This is a genomic window from Effusibacillus lacus, from assembly GCF_002335525.1.
Lineage (GTDB): Bacteria > Bacillota > Bacilli > Tumebacillales > Effusibacillaceae > Effusibacillus > Effusibacillus lacus.
This window is the reverse complement of the sequence record NZ_BDUF01000004.1, coordinates 45,385-61,044: the sequence shown is the minus strand read 5'-3', so window position 1 is coordinate 61,044 and position 15,660 is coordinate 45,385. Positions and strand designations below refer to the sequence as shown.

Annotated in this window: 14 protein-coding genes; 3 read left to right on the top strand and 11 right to left on the bottom strand. The window is 45.9% G+C overall.

All coding sequences use genetic code 11. From position 1 onward, the window contains the following. Nucleotides 1-92 precede the first annotated feature (92 nt). The 3 genes from EFBL_RS01015 (at nucleotide 93) to EFBL_RS01005 (ending at nucleotide 3,319) form a co-directional block, all read left to right on the top strand. Entirely contained in the window at nucleotides 93-1,325 is a 1,233-nt protein-coding gene (locus tag EFBL_RS01015; RefSeq protein WP_096180284.1) for an MFS transporter, read from the top strand. A gap of 102 nt (nucleotides 1,326-1,427) precedes the next feature. Next, nucleotides 1,428-2,366, top strand: coding sequence for an MBL fold metallo-hydrolase (locus EFBL_RS01010; protein ID WP_096180283.1), 939 nt, complete (start codon nucleotides 1,428-1,430; stop codon nucleotides 2,364-2,366). A 143-nt stretch (nucleotides 2,367-2,509) separates the two neighbouring features. Next, nucleotides 2,510-3,319, top strand: a complete 810-nt coding sequence (locus EFBL_RS01005; RefSeq protein ID WP_096180282.1) for a VOC family protein — start codon at nucleotides 2,510-2,512, stop codon at nucleotides 3,317-3,319. Between the two features lie 7 nt (nucleotides 3,320-3,326). On the opposite strand, the gene EFBL_RS01000 is transcribed toward EFBL_RS01005, so the two are convergent. The 11 genes from EFBL_RS01000 to EFBL_RS00950 all read right to left on the bottom strand — a co-directional run bounded on the left by EFBL_RS01000 (nucleotide 3,327) and on the right by EFBL_RS00950 (nucleotide 15,246). Next, on the bottom strand, nucleotides 3,327-4,316 hold the full coding sequence (locus EFBL_RS01000; RefSeq protein WP_096180281.1) for an ornithine cyclodeaminase family protein: 990 nt from the start codon (nucleotides 4,314-4,316) through the stop codon (nucleotides 3,327-3,329). A 67-nt stretch (nucleotides 4,317-4,383) separates the two neighbouring features. Then, a complete protein-coding gene (locus tag EFBL_RS00995; protein WP_096180280.1) occupies nucleotides 4,384-5,682 on the bottom strand; it encodes an MFS transporter in 1,299 nt (432 codons plus the stop codon). Between the two features lie 39 nt (nucleotides 5,683-5,721). Continuing rightward, nucleotides 5,722-7,194 (bottom strand): alpha-ketoglutaric semialdehyde dehydrogenase GucD, encoded by a 1,473-nt coding sequence (gucD, locus tag EFBL_RS00990; RefSeq protein WP_096180279.1) that lies wholly within the window; start codon nucleotides 7,192-7,194, stop codon nucleotides 5,722-5,724. A gap of 86 nt (nucleotides 7,195-7,280) precedes the next feature. Then, nucleotides 7,281-8,258 (bottom strand): electron transfer flavoprotein subunit alpha/FixB family protein, encoded by a 978-nt coding sequence (locus tag EFBL_RS00985; RefSeq protein ID WP_096180278.1) that lies wholly within the window; start codon nucleotides 8,256-8,258, stop codon nucleotides 7,281-7,283. A 25-nt stretch (nucleotides 8,259-8,283) separates the two neighbouring features. After that, nucleotides 8,284-9,051: an electron transfer flavoprotein subunit beta/FixA family protein gene (locus EFBL_RS00980; RefSeq protein WP_096180277.1), complete on the bottom strand. Its 768-nt coding sequence runs from the start codon at nucleotides 9,049-9,051 to the stop codon at nucleotides 8,284-8,286. A 25-nt stretch (nucleotides 9,052-9,076) separates the two neighbouring features. Next, nucleotides 9,077-9,859, bottom strand: a complete 783-nt coding sequence (locus tag EFBL_RS00975) for a CoA-transferase subunit beta (protein ID WP_096180276.1) — start codon at nucleotides 9,857-9,859, stop codon at nucleotides 9,077-9,079. A 5-nt stretch (nucleotides 9,860-9,864) separates the two neighbouring features. Then, complete coding sequence (locus EFBL_RS00970; RefSeq protein WP_096180275.1) at nucleotides 9,865-10,803, bottom strand: CoA transferase subunit A; 939 nt, start codon at nucleotides 10,801-10,803, stop codon at nucleotides 9,865-9,867. 13 nt (nucleotides 10,804-10,816) lie between these two features. Next, nucleotides 10,817-12,058, bottom strand: a complete 1,242-nt coding sequence (locus EFBL_RS00965) for an iron-containing alcohol dehydrogenase (RefSeq protein WP_096180274.1) — start codon at nucleotides 12,056-12,058, stop codon at nucleotides 10,817-10,819. Between the two features lie 15 nt (nucleotides 12,059-12,073). Beyond that, nucleotides 12,074-13,216, bottom strand: a complete 1,143-nt coding sequence (locus tag EFBL_RS00960; protein ID WP_096180273.1) for an acyl-CoA dehydrogenase family protein — start codon at nucleotides 13,214-13,216, stop codon at nucleotides 12,074-12,076. A 73-nt stretch (nucleotides 13,217-13,289) separates the two neighbouring features. Next, a complete protein-coding gene (locus EFBL_RS00955; protein ID WP_096180272.1) occupies nucleotides 13,290-14,426 on the bottom strand; it encodes a glycoside hydrolase family 88 protein in 1,137 nt (378 codons plus the stop codon). A gap of 13 nt (nucleotides 14,427-14,439) precedes the next feature. Continuing rightward, a complete protein-coding gene (locus tag EFBL_RS00950) occupies nucleotides 14,440-15,246 on the bottom strand; it encodes an IclR family transcriptional regulator (RefSeq protein WP_096180271.1) in 807 nt (268 codons plus the stop codon). Nucleotides 15,247-15,660 lie beyond the last annotated feature (414 nt).

Genomic DNA, 15,660 nt, shown 5'->3' with positions numbered 1-15,660 from the left:
GCTTTCTCTATGGTACGGGATAATTATATCCGATTCGGCATGATTTTTGGGGGAAATCTGCTAGAATAGTAGGCACAGGACGGTGGAATTTTATGAGACTTTCAACGCCCGGCTGGTCTGCCGGTCTTTGGTGCCTCCAGATTAGCGCGTTTTTGACAAACTTTGGTTTTTTTATGCTGATCCCGCTTTTGGCGGTTCATTTTACCCAAGACCTCGGACTGTCCCTCGCGGTATCAGGGATCCTGTACGCCGTAAGGCTGTTTGCCCAGCAGGGTCTGATGTTGTTGGGAGGAATCATTGCCGACCGGATGGGCTACAAAGAAACGATTCTTGTTGGTTCAGTCGTTCGCTCTGTCGGATTCGCGATGTTCGGGTTTGTGGAATCCCTGCCCGCACTGGTGATCGCAGGTTTGCTTGCGGGACTGGGAGGTGCCCTGTTCTCCCCGGCCTGGCAAGCCGCCACCACCGAGCTCTCCACACCGGAAAATCGGGATCAGGTCTTTGCCTGGCGCAATATCCTGGGGAACGCCGGCATGACCCTTGGCCCCCTGGCTGGAGCCTGGCTTTCCGCTTACGACATCTTCAGCTGGATTTGTTATATCTCCGCTGCGATCTTCATATTCTTTGGCTTCCTGGTGTGGGTCCTGCTTCCGGCAATCGCCGTTGTGCAGCGGGATCATCCGAACGTGCTGGCCGACATTAAACACATCGCGGAAAACCACACTTTTGTCTGGCTGAACCTGTTAATCATGGGCTTTTACATGCTGTACCAATTGTTGTACATCGTGATCCCCGTGCTTGCCCAACAACAGATTGGGCAAGACATCGCAGGGTATCTTTTTGCCGCCATGTCCGTCCTGGTCATCTGTTTTCAACAACCCGTCGTCCGTCTGGCGGAACGGTATCACATCCAGCCACTTCCGTTTATGGCCATTGGAATGTTGATTCTTGGTCTTTCCTTTGTGCCGGCCATATTCAGTTTGACGCTGATTACCGTGGTTTTGCCCGTAGCGGGAATCGCTTTCTCTTCCATGTTCATCACGCCTACATCCCAATCCTGGATTGCCGAAATTGCGGAGAAAGAGCTTCTGGCATCCTACTTTGGCTTTTCCTCACTGACTGTTGCCGTTGGCGGAACAATTGGCAGCACGGGAGGCGGATGGATCGTGGATCAGGCATTTGCGACCGGCCACACCCAGATGCCTTTTGTAGTATTTTCTCTGATTGGCATCGGATCGGCGGCCGGCATCTGGATCCTGCACAGAACGGAAGGAGCATTTAAAGTGCAGGAAAACAAAAGGGGTTCCGGACTTCACGTCGAATAATTCTTTGTTGGTTGTACTGCCATTTTTTGTTTGAACCGGGCATGTATTTCTGAAATCTTACACATATATACCGTAGAATACTCTACAAAAGGAGATGATGAAATGGGTAATGTCGAACCAATTTTGCATCCGCTTGGCCACGGTATCACGATCATTGATTTAATGGAACTAGGTGTACAGGGTCGAACCGGCTGTTATGTAGTGAATGCAGAGAAGATTGCAATCGTCGAGACAGGTTCTTCTTATGGTGCCCCCCACATACTCTCCGGCCTTAAACGGTTGGGCATTCGTCCCGAACAGGTGGAATACATTATCGTTACGCACATTCACCTGGATCATTCCGGTGGCGTTGGCTACATTCTTCCCCATTTCCCCAATGCAACAGTTGTGGTACACCCCCGTGGCGCAAAACATCTGATTGATCCCAGCCGGCTGATTTCGGGGGCCCGTGCCGTTTACGGAGATGCATTGGAGCAAGCTTTCGGTCAGATCCTGCCGGTTCCGGAAGACCGTGTCCTGATCCGGGATGAAGGTGACACACTCGATTTGGGCGGCGGACGCATCCTGACCTTCTATGACACTCCCGGTCACGCCCGTCATCATTTTTCAATTTACGATCCCGTTTCAGAAGGGATTTTCACCGGTGATACGGTTGGGATTCGCTACGTAAAACAGTTTACCGGATACGATTTTGAACCGATCTATCCATCCACATCCCCCTCGGAGTTCGACCGGGCGGCAACATTTGAATCGCTTGCAAAACTGGAAACATTGAATCCCAAGCGAATTTATCACTCCCATTTCGGAATGACGGAACCCGCTTCCATCGCGTTTAAGCGCACAAGGGAAACAGTGGCGGCTATCGACGATCTGGCACGTGCCAACTACGTACCCGGGATGGAGTGGACCCAACTGGCAGAAATTTTAAAGGATTATATACGCGAAGACATAGAGAAGCAAGGATACCGCGTCGACAATTTTGAAGGATTCGCATTGGACCTGATGTTGAATTCGAAGGGGCTTTTATGCGTTTTGGAATAAAGAAACAAGAAAATGAGAATGTGCCATTCGATCATTTCGTGTGGCACCCCGGCTCTTTTCACTTGTCAATTGTGGATGCCGCCGGTGCCTTTGGGACGCTTGTCCGGTTAACTTAAATTCCTCAAACAAGGAGGAAGAATGAAATGAATCTGAAGTTTGACCATTTGGTACATTTCATTAACTGCCATCCGCTGGAAGCGGTCCGTACTATGCAGGGATACGGTTTCCATGCAGTGGAGGGCGGGCGCCATGAGAGTTGGGGTACCTACAACAGTCTGTGTTATTTTGGGCTAAGTTACATAGAGTTTCTGGGGATCGAGAACCGTACCTTTGCTGAAAAGGCTTCCGTTGATTACAAGCTAATCGGTCAACTGCTGAAGGATCTGCCCAATCGGGAAGGTTTTGGGCAAATCGCTTTACGGACCGACAACATAAACCAGGCCGCTTTCAGCCTGCAGGAACTTGGACTGACTGTTTCGGGTCCCTTCAAAGGTAACCGTAAGAGACAAGACGATACCGTAATCGAGTGGCAACTTCTGTTTCTGGATACGGACTTTGCCGGTCCGGAGCTTCCATTTCTGATTCAATGGAACCAAAGTGACCAGGAAAGAGAATCGGATTTAATCACAAGAAAAATGATCGCGGCACATCCCGTCGGAGACTTACGAATGTCACATATCGCTTACGCTGTCCATGATCTGGATCAAACCGTGTCTCATTGGAAAAAATGGTTCGGCCTTGAATCGGGTAACACATATTTTGACCAGAACCTAAACGCGATGTGCCACGCCTTACACTTACAGGGCTGCGATTTGCTGTTCTGTAGTTCTCTCGGAACCGGCATCGTATCAAAGATGCTTCAAACAAAAGGAGAGAAGCCTTTCTTGGTAGCCTTTGATAATAACCAGGATAAGCAAACTTACAAAGTATTGGGGAGCTTCTACCGCTTCTAACCACTCATTAAAATTCAACCACTGTTCCGGCACCAAATTCTCTAGCCTTGTCATAGACCGCTTTTGCCACGACCAGATCCAGGAAGGCGACCCCAACAGATTTAAACAGTGTAATTTCCTTATCTGTTTGTCGGCCGCTCTTCCTTCCTGTTACGATTTCACCCAGTTCTGCATAGATTTCGTCGTGGCTCCACTCCCCTTTTTCCATTGGAATCAAAAAATCGCCTGCCTCATGAAGGACACCCTCCAATGTGTCAGCCACAATCTTTGAGCTTCTTCGAAGCGTTGTCAGGTCGATTTCCTGCATGTGAGGCAAAAAAGAACCAATTGCGTTTATATGGGTTCCAGGGCTTAGGGAATCACCATCAAAAATGGGACTGGTGGCTCTGGTGGAACAAATTACGATATCCGAAGCTTGAACTGCTTTATCGGGCTGATCGCAAATAACGATATCCCCCCGCCAATCCGGGTACAGTTCCAGAATCCTCTTCTTAAGGTCTTCTGCCTTGGCTCTATTTCGGTTGTATAATAGAAGCTGTTTTAGCTCCCGCACTTCCATTACCGCTTGGACTTGTCCGAATGCCTGGGCTCCACACCCCAATACGGCACAAATTTTCGAATCAGTCCTTGCCAAATACTTGGTTGCAACTCCACTGGATGCTCCCGTTCGAAGGACAGTCAAATAAGTAGCGTTTAGCATGGCTACATGTTCGCCTGTTGCTGCGTCCGTCAGAAGCGTAACGCCTTGCACTGTAGGTTTCCCCATCTCCCTGTTGTGTGGAACCACACTTACGATTTTGATTCCCATGTGCTTGGCGGCCTCCACATAGGATGGCATATATAGTGTGGCCGCCTCCAACTTTTTTTCTGTAAGAGCGGTTCTTACGGGGGTCACTGTTTTTCCTTCCGTATAATAGCGAAATGCCTGTTCAATATCTCCGATACACTCTTTCATAGAATATAGGTTGCGAATCTCTTTCTCGGATAACAATAACACGTTGAAACACCCCATTTGTTGATAAGAAAAGAGGCGCGCAATCGCAGCCTCTTTCTTGTTGTTTTGTTTATACCCCTAAATTTTTGCCCACATTGGTTAATTCCACATGCTTGGTTTCCTTTACAAGGAGAATGGAGAACAGCGAAATCAAACAAGTGATGGCAAGATAGATTGCAACAGCTACCCACGTATTATATTGTTTCAACAGATAAGTTGCTATAAGAGGCGCTGTACCGCCAGCGAGGGCTGCTCCCAACTGGTAACCGACAGTCACGCCTGTGTAACGGACGTTTGTCGAAAAGATTTCTGAATACAAGGTTCCCAAAACGGCAGTTATCGGAGCCCAGATAACTCCAAGACCGATGATAGTTGCAACTGTAACAGAAAAAATCGTCCCCAGGTTTAAGAGCCAAAAGTATGGGAAGACAAAGAGAAGCATGAAGAGTGTCCCCCATATATACATCGGCTTTCTGCCGTGCTTATCTGCCCAACGTCCCATAAGCGGAATCAATATGGTTGTAACCAAACTTGCGATCGTAACTGCGTTTAAAACACCTGTTTTGTCAAGTTTCAGATTGCCTGTGGCATAAGTGATTACAAAGGTAGTTAAGATATAAAAAGGTGCAGTTTCTACCACTTTCATACCAGTTGCCAACAACACTTCTTTCCAGTGATACTTAAAGGTATCGGCAATCGGAAGTTTGGAAATTTCCCCTTTTTGCTTGGTTTCTTCAAATACAGGGCTTTCATCAATTCCTCCACGAATCCAAAGTCCGATGACAACCAGGATCATGCTAAGAACAAACGGCACCCGCCATCCCCATGAAAGAAACTCTTTATCATCTGTAACCGCTGTCATAATGGACATCGCAGCCGTTCCCATGAGCATTCCAATGGGGACTCCCATTTGTGGAACAGAACCAAATAATCCACGTTTTTTCTTGTCAGAGTTCTCAACGGCAAGGAGCAAGGCGCCCCCCCACTCACCGCCAATTCCAAGTCCTTGAATCACACGCAAAGTAATTAAGAGAACAGGTGCTGCCAGTCCCCAAGATTCATACGTTGGCAACAGGCCGATCAAAACAGTCGATCCGCCCATCAGCATCAGAGTAAGTACCAGCGTTTTCTTCCGTCCAATCTTATCCCCGATATGACTAAAAATGATTCCTCCAAGCGGGCGAATGAAGAACGGGATTGCAAACGTTAAATACGACAGTAGCAGACCAACCGTTGGGTCGGATTTGGGGAAAAAAAGCTTCCCAAACACAAGAGATGCTGCCGTACCATACAGGAAATAGTCGAACCATTCAATCGAGTTTCCAATGAGACTTGCAACTAATGCTCTTCTTTGTTGGTTTTTAGACATACCCTGACCTCCTGTTTTCACATTTTTGACATAGTCTAACTATGCCTTTACAAACACCGTTTTAATCGAAGTAAAGAATTCAATTGCTGCCTGACCCTGTTCGCGGGAATGGGAGCTGGATTGCTTCATGCCGCCAAACGGAGCCTGCAGTTCCACGCCGGCACTCTCTGCGTTTATACGAACAAGTCCGGCTTCGATTTCATTGATGAAAGACAGCATGCTGCTGATGTCTTTGGTGAAGATCGAGGCACTTAGCCCAAATTGAACGTCGTTGGCCAAGGCAATCGCTTCCTCGACTGTGTCGACTTTCATCAACGCAAGAACGGGACCAAAGATCTCTTCTTGAGCAATCGTCATTTTCGGCGAAACATTTTCAAATACGGTAGGTTGAACATAGAAACCGTTCTGAAACTCACCTCCTTCAGGCCGTCCGCCGCCGTAGAGAAGAGTGGCTCCCTCTTCAATCCCTTTTTCAATATAGTAGAGAACCGTATTGAGTTGGCTTTCACTGGCACAAGGCCCCATCCAGGTGTCGCCGTCGAGTCCGTTTCCAATTTTTAATTGCTTGATTTTAGCCAACAACTTTTCTTTGAATTGATCATATACTCCCCTTTGTACAAACACACGGCTGGTGCAGGTGCATTTTTGGCCGGTGGAACGGAGTCCGCCGCTGATTGTCGCATCGACTGCCAATTCAAGGTCAGCATCTTCGAGTACGATGACTGGGTTTTTACCGCCCATTTCAAGCTGATATTTCGCTCCGCGGGCAAGAGCCCCCTGACCGACCATTTTCCCTACCTGGTTAGAACCTGTAAATGTGATGCCATTGACGTCCGGGTGATCGATGATTCCCTGCCCTATTACTGAGCCGCTACCTGTAACCATGTTTACAACACCTGCAGGCAATCCTGCTTCATCCATACATTCTATGATTTTAGCGGCAGTTACGGCTGTTTCCTGTGCAGGTTTAAGAACCACGGTATTTCCGTAGACAAGAGCGGGTGCCATTTTCCAAATTGGAATCGCCACAGGGAAGTTCCACGGTGTAATCACACCCACCACACCAAGAGGCACTCGGGTTGTAAACATCAATGCTTCACTGTCGGAAGAAGGAATTACCTCCCCAATCTTGCGCATCCCTTCACCTGCATAATAACGGAGAATCGCAATGCCTCTTGCCGTTTCTCCCTTCGCTTCCGGCAAAGTTTTTCCCATTTCTCTTGTCATTGTCTCGGCAATTTCATCAATTCGCTTTTCCATTGCATTGGCTATCTTATACAGATATTCCCCTCTTGCGGGACCGGACAGCTTTCGCCACTGTACTTGTGCTTTTTTTGCGGCAGCCACTGCCTTATCCAAATCCTCTTTACTCGATCTTTGAACATATCCCACGATTTCATTTTTATTCGCCGGATTAACGCTTGCATCAACATTACCCGTTGAGGACGGTGTCCATTCCCCGTTGATGTAATTGAAGTATGTGTTCACTGTCGTTTGTACTGTCACGTTCATGCCCCTCCTTATCCCGTTCTCCACTTTGGCTCTACTCTATCGCAGACCACTCATACCAGGATCCCTCGCCATGAAGGCGAGAAATTCTATGCTTCCACCAAAACTTTCTTGAATTGTTCCGTCAATAGAGGTACTACTTCAAACAGATCACCTACAATTCCAAAGTCGGCGACTTGAAAAATCGGAGCTTCGGGATCCTTGTTGATGGCCACGATAATTTTTGAGTTGGACATCCCTGCCAAATGTTGAATGGCCCCGGAAATTCCACAGGCGATATACAAATCCGGTGTAACCACCTTGCCTGTTTGACCGATTTGCAAGGAGTAATCGCAATATCCGGCATCGCATGCTCCGCGGGAAGCCCCTACCGCAGCCCCGAGAACTTCAGCCAACTCGTATAATGACTTGAAACCGTCCGCGCTTTTTACTCCCCGGCCTCCGGAAACAATAATTTTAGCTTCGCTCAAATCGATGCTTTCAGATGCTTTACGAACCACTTCCTTTACGACTGTACGAATATCTTTAATCTCTGCTTCAAAAGATACCGTACTGGCGATACCGTTTGGGTTGGGATCACCGATCGGAATGTTATTGGGACGAATTGTGGCGAAAATAGTCCCCGCCGATATTTTCTTTTTCTGGAATGCCTTCCCCGCATAAATAGGACGAGTAAAAATCACCTCATCCCCATTCACTTCCAAGCCGGTGCAGTCGGAAATTAACCCCAATTGAAGTCTGGCAGCGACTCTCGGAGCAAGATCTTTGCCTATTGCGGTATGTCCAAGAAAAATTGCATCAGGTTTCACTTCTTGGATAACCTGTGTAAATGCTTGAGTATAGGCATCTGTCGTATAGATATCCAACTGTTTATTGCGAATCAGGTAGATTTGATCCGCTCCATAATGAGCCAAAGGAGTAACAAAGGAATCCATATCACTGCCAAACAGTGCTGCAATCACTTTCCCGCCATTAGCTACTTGCTTCGCTGCGCTTAACGCTTCCAAAGAGACATTTCGCAAATTTCCACTGCGGACTTCCGCTAAAACCAATACATTTTTGCTCATCCATGCCACCTCTATTACTTTTTGATTAAACTACCTTTGTTTCATTGCGAAGCAGTTCAACCAATTCTCTTACCTGACTGATCAACTCGCCAGTTAGAATCTTTCTGGCTTTTTTTTGAGCCGGCAAATATTGATCCAGCACTTCGGTTTTCGCTGTCATTTCTTCAGGTCTTACATTTAGATCGGCCGCTGTCAAACGGATCAAGGGCTTCTTCTTGGCTTTCATAATTCCTGGAAGAGACGGATAACGCGGTTCGTTTAATCCCTGCTGTGCTGTCAATAATATAGGCAGTGAAGCTTCAATAATCTCCGTATTCCCTTCAACGTCTTTTTCAACTATCACTCTGTCTTCCTCTACCTCCAACTTAGTAATCGTCGATATGTGCGGAATATCCAACAGTTCCGCCAAACGAGGTCCAACCTGAGCTGCTCCATCATCAACCGCCATATACCCTGCCAGAATCATGTCGTATTTCTCTTTTTTCGCAACGGCAGCCAGTACCATGGAAATCGTATATTCATCGCCAAACAACGACTCGTCGTCAACGAGAATCGCTTTATCCGCCCCCATTGCAAGAGCTGTACGCAATGCGTTCTCGGCACGTGCAGGACCGACTGTAATGACCGTCACTTCTCCTCCATGGGTTTCTTTCAGCTTGATTGCCTCTTCCACCGCATATTCATCATAAGGATTGATGATAAATTTCACATCATCCACAGTGATTTTCCCGTTATGAATCACTATTTTTTCCGCAGTATCAAAAGTTTCTTTAAGCAAAACCAAAATGTTCATATTGTTCCCCCTGAACCATTCCATATTAAATGTAAAATCTGTTAGGATCGATTTTTTCACGCAATAAATGCAATTCTTCCTCTGTCGGACTAGGAGTTTCATGAACATCATCAGCGATCTTCAAATCCCACGAAACCAACTCTTTGATTTCCTTGATGCTGACTCCCGGGTGATACGATGCCAAATACATTTCCTTTGTATGTTTATCGAATCGATAAACCCCTTTGTTTGTTACCACACAAGAGGGTCCGGTATTTTCCATAAATCCTGCTTTTTCTCTCTCGCCCGCGCCGGATAAATAACCTGGCGATGTCATATAGTCGACACGCTCCACAAAACGTTCAGGTCTATCCTGGTTTAAAATCAAAATCGTTCGTTTCGCAAACGTAGCGATGTCATTGGCGCCACCGCTTCCCATTAATCTAGCTTTTGGGTTGGTATACGGTCCGATACAGGTCGAATTTAAATTACCGAACCGGTCGACTTGGGCTCCTCCTAAAAATCCCACATCAATTTCTCCGCGAACCAACATCGCGGTCACTTCAGGAAGACCTGTAGCCATGTCGGAATAGGCGCTTAAGGCAATGTCGTCGACAGATCGGGGCAAGGAGGACGGCGGAGTTAGCCTGACGTTCCCGGTCTCAGTAATAAAGACGAGTTGCGGCGCGTGGGTGCATTGGGCAAGATAAGTAGCGACCAACGGTAAACCATATCCGGCAAACACGATTTCACCGTTTTTAAGTTCCCGTGAAGCCGTAACACACATCAATTCATTTAACGAAAAAGCATGCATGCTTTTTGTAATCATAACACTCACCTCCAGCCATAATTTACGGATGCACTGAGAATCGGCTCTTTAAGCCGTAATTTTTCAAGTCTTTCGTAGCCGAAAAGTTTTACATAATGTTCAAGATAGGCTTTCCGATCTTCTAATTCATAAACCCACTCTGTCAAAAAGGCCTCGTGCGAATCAAATTTTTTTGATGCTTCTCCGGAAACGTTAAGTCGATAATCCCAATCGGCTTCATAAAAACCCGGCATATGAGACGGATGGGCTCCCCATGGTTCATGTACAACGGCCGCTACTTTCATCCCGGGAATCATCGTTCTGTTCGGATCATTGCGAATCAAATCGGAAGTAACCAGTTCTTCACAAGTAATAATCACTTTCTTAGCAGCCATGCCGGCCAGTTGATCCAACGAAAGCGCTCCCCACCGATGCGAATTTCCGTTTCCATCGGCTCGCTGCACATGCAGGATTGCAACATCGGGTTGTATGGACGGCACAACAGGCACTTCAATATTTTCATCAGGAGAAAAAGGATCATACGTAAAGCGAATGATCGAATTGTGCTCAATCATATCCGAACCGACCATTCCCATGAGTGGAACAAACGGAAGGTTATAATAACCGCCCAGCAACATCCCCACTATCCCCATATTGTTAAAGTCGTGGATCGTAAGCTTTTGCGGAATTCCTTCCTGCCATGCCCTGCGAATTGCATGGCTTCCCTTCGTTGCATCATTGCCGATCCAACTGATATAAACCTCATTGATACAACCGGCAGCGACCAGATGATCGCCAACTTCGCAGCTTGCCCCCGCAATAAGTTTCATATTTTTCTTTTCTTGCCTGATAATCTCATGGGCTGCCGCGTAGGGAACACTTCCCTGCCAACCGCCAATATAGATGAGATTTCCATCGTGAACATATCGACTGATTGCTTCTTTCATAGAACAGACTTTATCCATTGCTGATCCCCTTTCACTCAATAAATAGAAGCGGGGAATCCCCGGCAAAAGAAGCTTGATAAATTATTTCAACATCCTTTTCCGATACCCGTCTTGGGTTAATGGCTACATTTCCGCTCTTGAACGTATCTGTGATCATCTGCGGAAAAAGATTTTCCTTCACACCAACATCCTTGAACGATTTCGGAATACCAAGCTGATGGTTCAAGCCGATTACTTCTTCGACACCAGCCTTTGCAGTTTCAAGCACTCCACTGCGCCCGACAATTCCTAACGCTTTAGCAACAAGAGCATAGCCTTCAGGATTTCCGACAAGGTTAAAACTCATTACATAAGGCAGTAAAATTGCGTTCGCAACTCCATGCGGAACACCCGCAAAACCGCTGATGGGATGGGACATCGCGTGTACCAATCCCAAACGGGACAACGTAAAAGAAATCCCGGCAAGTGTACTTGCATACAGCATTTCACTTAGGGCTTTAACATTGCCGCCAGCAGCGGCAGGTCTAATCGCCTTGCCGATCATCTCAATGGCTTTAATCGCACACATGTCTGCGTACCAATTTTCAAGTTTATTCGTAAGCGCTTCGATTGCATGTGTCAAAGCATCCATCCCGGTAGCTGCAACCAGGGACGGGGGCAAGCTCGTGAGCAAATTTGGATCGAGTACCGCTACTTTTGGAATTAAATAGGGAGATATTATTGGAACTTTAAAATGGTATTCGTCGGTGACCACTGTTACATTCGTTACTTCTGATCCTGTTCCACAAGTAGTAGGTATGGCAATTAATGGCGGGAGAGGATTTTTTACTTTCCCCATCCCCCCCATACTGACGATTGGCTCGGAATTGGTAATGAGGGCGCCGGCTGCTTTCGCCGTATCGATCGAACTTCCGCCCCCCACGGCTAAAATACCGTCACACCTTTCTGAAATATAAAAATCCCTGGCTTGTTCCACACATTTTACATCGGGGTCCGGTACGACATTGTCGTATAGCACAGATTCCACCTTCGCATCGGCCAAGCTTTTCAGAATCTTGTCCAACAATCCGGCGTTGATTACCCCTTTGTCCGACACAACCATCACCTTGCTACACTTTAGTGAACGAAATTCACTACCTATGGTTATGCTGCTGTCCAAACCAAATTCGATCCGTACAGGTAAATGAATAGATGACAATTTGTTCACTCCTTTATTGCTGCCCTCTATTGGAATGCTTCGAAATAAGCATTTTTGTATTAGTGTTCCTTGCATTGAAAGACTCCTCGTTTAACATCCCAATAACCGGGCAATAAACAGTCTTTGAATCTCCGAAGTACCCTCGACAATTTCCAAGAGCTTCGCATCACCCAACATTTTTGATACCCTATGTTCTTTTGATAGTCCGATACCGCCATGAATCTGAATTGCCTGTTGAACAACTGACATTGCTGTCTCTGTAGCAAACAGCTTAGCCATTGAAGCTTCTTTGCGAAAATCTTTCTTTAAATCCGCAAGTTTCGCAGCCCTATATACCATTAGCCTCGCCGCATCAATTTGGGTCGCCATATCCGCCAATTTAAATGAAATTCCCTGATATTTCGAAATTGGCTTGCCAAACGCTTCTCTAATTTTGGCGTACTCTAAAGCTGATTCAAAGGCACCTTGAGCAACCCCCAGTGCACAAGCCGCTATACTGATTCTGCCATAGGTAATGGAAGTAAGGAGTTGTTTAACACCGGCTCCGCGCTCTCCCAAAATACAATCATCTGGAATAAACACATCTTCAAAAGTAAGTTCACGGCTGTCCGCAGCCTGCCAACCGATCGTATGAATTTTAGGCCCAACGCTGTAACCCGGCGTATTTCTCGGAATAATAAAACTTGATGTTTCATTTTTCCCATCTTTTGTACCGCTTACGGCAGCAATTACGGCTACTCCGTTAAGCTCGTTGCCGGAATTCGTAATAAACAGTTTACTTCCGTTTATGATCCACCCGTTATCCACTTTGGTTGCTCTTGTATTCATAGCTGCTGCGTCAGATCCGCCATTTGCTTCGGTTAATCCTATAGAACCGAGGAACTTACCGGTAGCCATGGGAACCAACCACTTCTGTTTTTGCTCTTCAGTACCAAAAAGATTGATCAGTGTAGACGGTGAACTATGAGCCATAACAATGGCAGAAATAGATGCATCTATCCGGGATAATTCTTCCAAGGCCAGTGCAAACGAAACCATTCCTTCCCCCATTCCGCCGTACTCCTCGGGATAAGGAATTCCAAAAACCCCCAATTCAGCAAGTCCTAGAATCATTTCCGTTGGAAATTTACCGCTATGGACATACTTATCGATTTCCGGAGAAATCTTTTCCTCCGCGTATTCTCTTACAACGTTTCTTAGCATTTCTTGTTCCTTGGTGAATTCTAACAACATAAGTGATTTACTCCTTTCAATTCAATATCAACAATAATGGCCTTGGATCATCGTTATTTATTGGGTTTCCCGCTCAGAACATGTTTGGCTTAAAATATCCGAGCAAACCACCTAAACTCTCGAATAAATAATAGTCCCCCCAAATCAGTTCACTTTCGGTTGCAACACCCAATTTTTTGTTAAAACACCCTCCCAGCAACATGCCCGGTCGTCTTCTGTCCTGCTCACTCGTAGGAGTTAAATAGTCTGAAACTAATCGAGTAATAGACTTAACTGCTGTTTCTTGATATACCTTACCCCGCTTTTCATCCTGAACAAGGCAGCTTAACTTTAACAACGCCGAAGCACCAATCGCCGTAGCGGACGTATCCCGGTTCGTATGGGGTTTTCCAGGGTCATCGAAATCCCAGAAAGCTACGCCATTATCCGGAAGATGACGAACCCACCAATCCGATACTTGAATGGCCGCATCCAATAATTTTTGTTCGTGGGGTGCCCACATATATGACAGAGTAAAATGCATCATCGCCCAAGCCTGCGCACGACCCCATGTACTGTTGTCACTATACCCTTTATGGGTATAACGGCGAATCAGGTTTCCTGATGGATCAAAAGTAGCAGATTGACAAACCGATCCGTCTTCCCGAATACACAATTCGATGTGCTTTAATGCATGATTGATCCCGATGTCAACCAGCGAAGTCTCGCCTATTTCCTTGGAAGCCCAGAAGAGCAGCGGCGATGAGATTACGCCATCAATATTCGTCTCCGTTGGCCCTACACTGCTCGCTTCTTCCGCCTCATCTCCAAGGGGGATTAACCCTGCATTCGAGTTATATTGCGAAGCGACCGATTTGGCCGCACGAATCGCAATGTCTTTCGCCATTTGATCACCGGCCAAAATGCTTCCAAGGATAGCACCATAATAGAATAGGAACCCTCGGAAAACCGTTTTTGACTCAATTCGCTGTTCCAACAATGCGGTCCACTCACGAGCCCAATTGAGGTATTGGGAATCTTTCGTTGAGGCTGCAGCTAACCAAAGCATTCCATTCCAGTAGCCCCCCGTCCAATCGCCTGACGGGGAGCAGGTCCATTCTCCCGTTTGTCCGTCGGCGTAGTGGGGAAATTTACCCTTTGTGCTGGCAGCTGTAATTTTTATACCTTCAAGAATTCGATGATAAGCCTCTCTTAGTAACTCTTTTTCCATCGGATCAAACTCCTTATATTCCCTCTCTACCATCATTATTTTTAGGGTTATAACCCAGTTTTTTGGAAACATTGCCGGTGGTTTCAAGTACATGCTGCACCAATTCCCGTTCCTTTGCCATTATTCGAATAGTTGGAGCACAAATACTTATAGCTGCGGCTATTTTTCCGTTTCTTGCAAATACGGGTGCCGCAATACACGAAATACCACTTTCGAATGTTTCAAAAGACAGGTAGTACCCTTTTTGACGGATCTGAGCCAATTCCAATTTTAGGATGTTGGGGTCAACCGTAGTATGGGGTGTATACGGTTCGAGTTTTGCGGTTGAAAGATATTGCTCCACCCTTTTTTCTTCACTAAATGCCAGCAATACTTTGCCCAATGCCGTTGAGTATGGCGGTGACGTTAAAGACAAATGAAACTGCAATCGTAAAGAAGAATCCTCACCCATAATTCGTTCCAGCAACACGACTACATTAGAATCAAGTACGCCTAAATGCACCAATTCATTTGTTTTGTTAGCCAGCTCCACCAGGTGAGGATGGGTTACTTTGCGTATATCCAACCTCTGTTCGAACGCATTGCCAAGCTCAAGGCATGCCAAACCCAATTGATATTTTCCAGTAGTTGAATCCTGGACAATAAATTCTTTTTCTTTAAGAGTCTCCAGCAATTTGAGCAAATAACTTTTCCTTATCTTTAAATTCTCTGAAATTTCGGCTAATGTATATTCATCTCTGTGCTTGAATGTTAATAACACATCCAGCGCGTGGGCAACGTTACCATAAGAGTTTGCGGCTCGATCGGAATTTCTGGACAATCGGTTGTCACCTCCTTAAAAAAATATCGATTTTTAAAATCGGGAAAATTTTCACACAATCACTTTCCCCCCCACTAGAATGAATATTGATAAAGGTGTTATACACTTTACGAAAGCGCATTCAATAACAAAAGGTCGTACTCTCAATATGTCCCTCCAAAAACGTTATATGTCCATTATATTTAGTGAACAATATTCACTAAATCTGGGTTTTCAAATGTTATTATAATATGCACTATTAAGTATAGCAACATGTTTCTGAACATTTTAAAATATAACCGAGCTCCATGGCCTTCTCCAGGAGCGTTTTTAGTTCTTTTAACCCAATCGACATCAATGCCTGGTAAAAATGATACTTGGAAGCCATTCAATTAAGCCAACTATACTAGTTAATATAATTCACCAAATCAAATA

Bases quoted from the DNA above. Each gene is read 5' to 3' on its own strand.
- EFBL_RS01015 (WP_096180284.1), top strand. From the start codon at position 93: ATGAGACTTTCAACGCCCGGCTGGTCTGCCGGTCTTTGGTGCCTCCAG.
- EFBL_RS01010 (WP_096180283.1), top strand. From the start codon at position 1,428: ATGGGTAATGTCGAACCAATTTTGCATCCGCTTGGCCACGGTATCACG.
- EFBL_RS01005 (WP_096180282.1), top strand. From the start codon at position 2,510: ATGAATCTGAAGTTTGACCATTTGGTACATTTCATTAACTGCCATCCG.
- EFBL_RS00995 (WP_096180280.1), bottom strand. From the start codon at position 5,682: ATGTCTAAAAACCAACAAAGAAGAGCATTAGTTGCAAGTCTCATTGGA.
- gucD (WP_096180279.1), bottom strand. From the start codon at position 7,194: ATGAACGTGACAGTACAAACGACAGTGAACACATACTTCAATTACATC.
- EFBL_RS00985 (WP_096180278.1), bottom strand. From the start codon at position 8,258: ATGAGCAAAAATGTATTGGTTTTAGCGGAAGTCCGCAGTGGAAATTTG.
- EFBL_RS00980 (WP_096180277.1), bottom strand. From the start codon at position 9,051: ATGAACATTTTGGTTTTGCTTAAAGAAACTTTTGATACTGCGGAAAAA.
- EFBL_RS00975 (WP_096180276.1), bottom strand. From the start codon at position 9,859: ATGATTACAAAAAGCATGCATGCTTTTTCGTTAAATGAATTGATGTGT.
- EFBL_RS00970 (WP_096180275.1), bottom strand. From the start codon at position 10,803: ATGGATAAAGTCTGTTCTATGAAAGAAGCAATCAGTCGATATGTTCAC.
- EFBL_RS00965 (WP_096180274.1), bottom strand. From the start codon at position 12,058: ATGCAAGGAACACTAATACAAAAATGCTTATTTCGAAGCATTCCAATA.
- EFBL_RS00960 (WP_096180273.1), bottom strand. From the start codon at position 13,216: ATGTTGTTAGAATTCACCAAGGAACAAGAAATGCTAAGAAACGTTGTA.
- EFBL_RS00955 (WP_096180272.1), bottom strand. From the start codon at position 14,426: ATGGAAAAAGAGTTACTAAGAGAGGCTTATCATCGAATTCTTGAAGGT.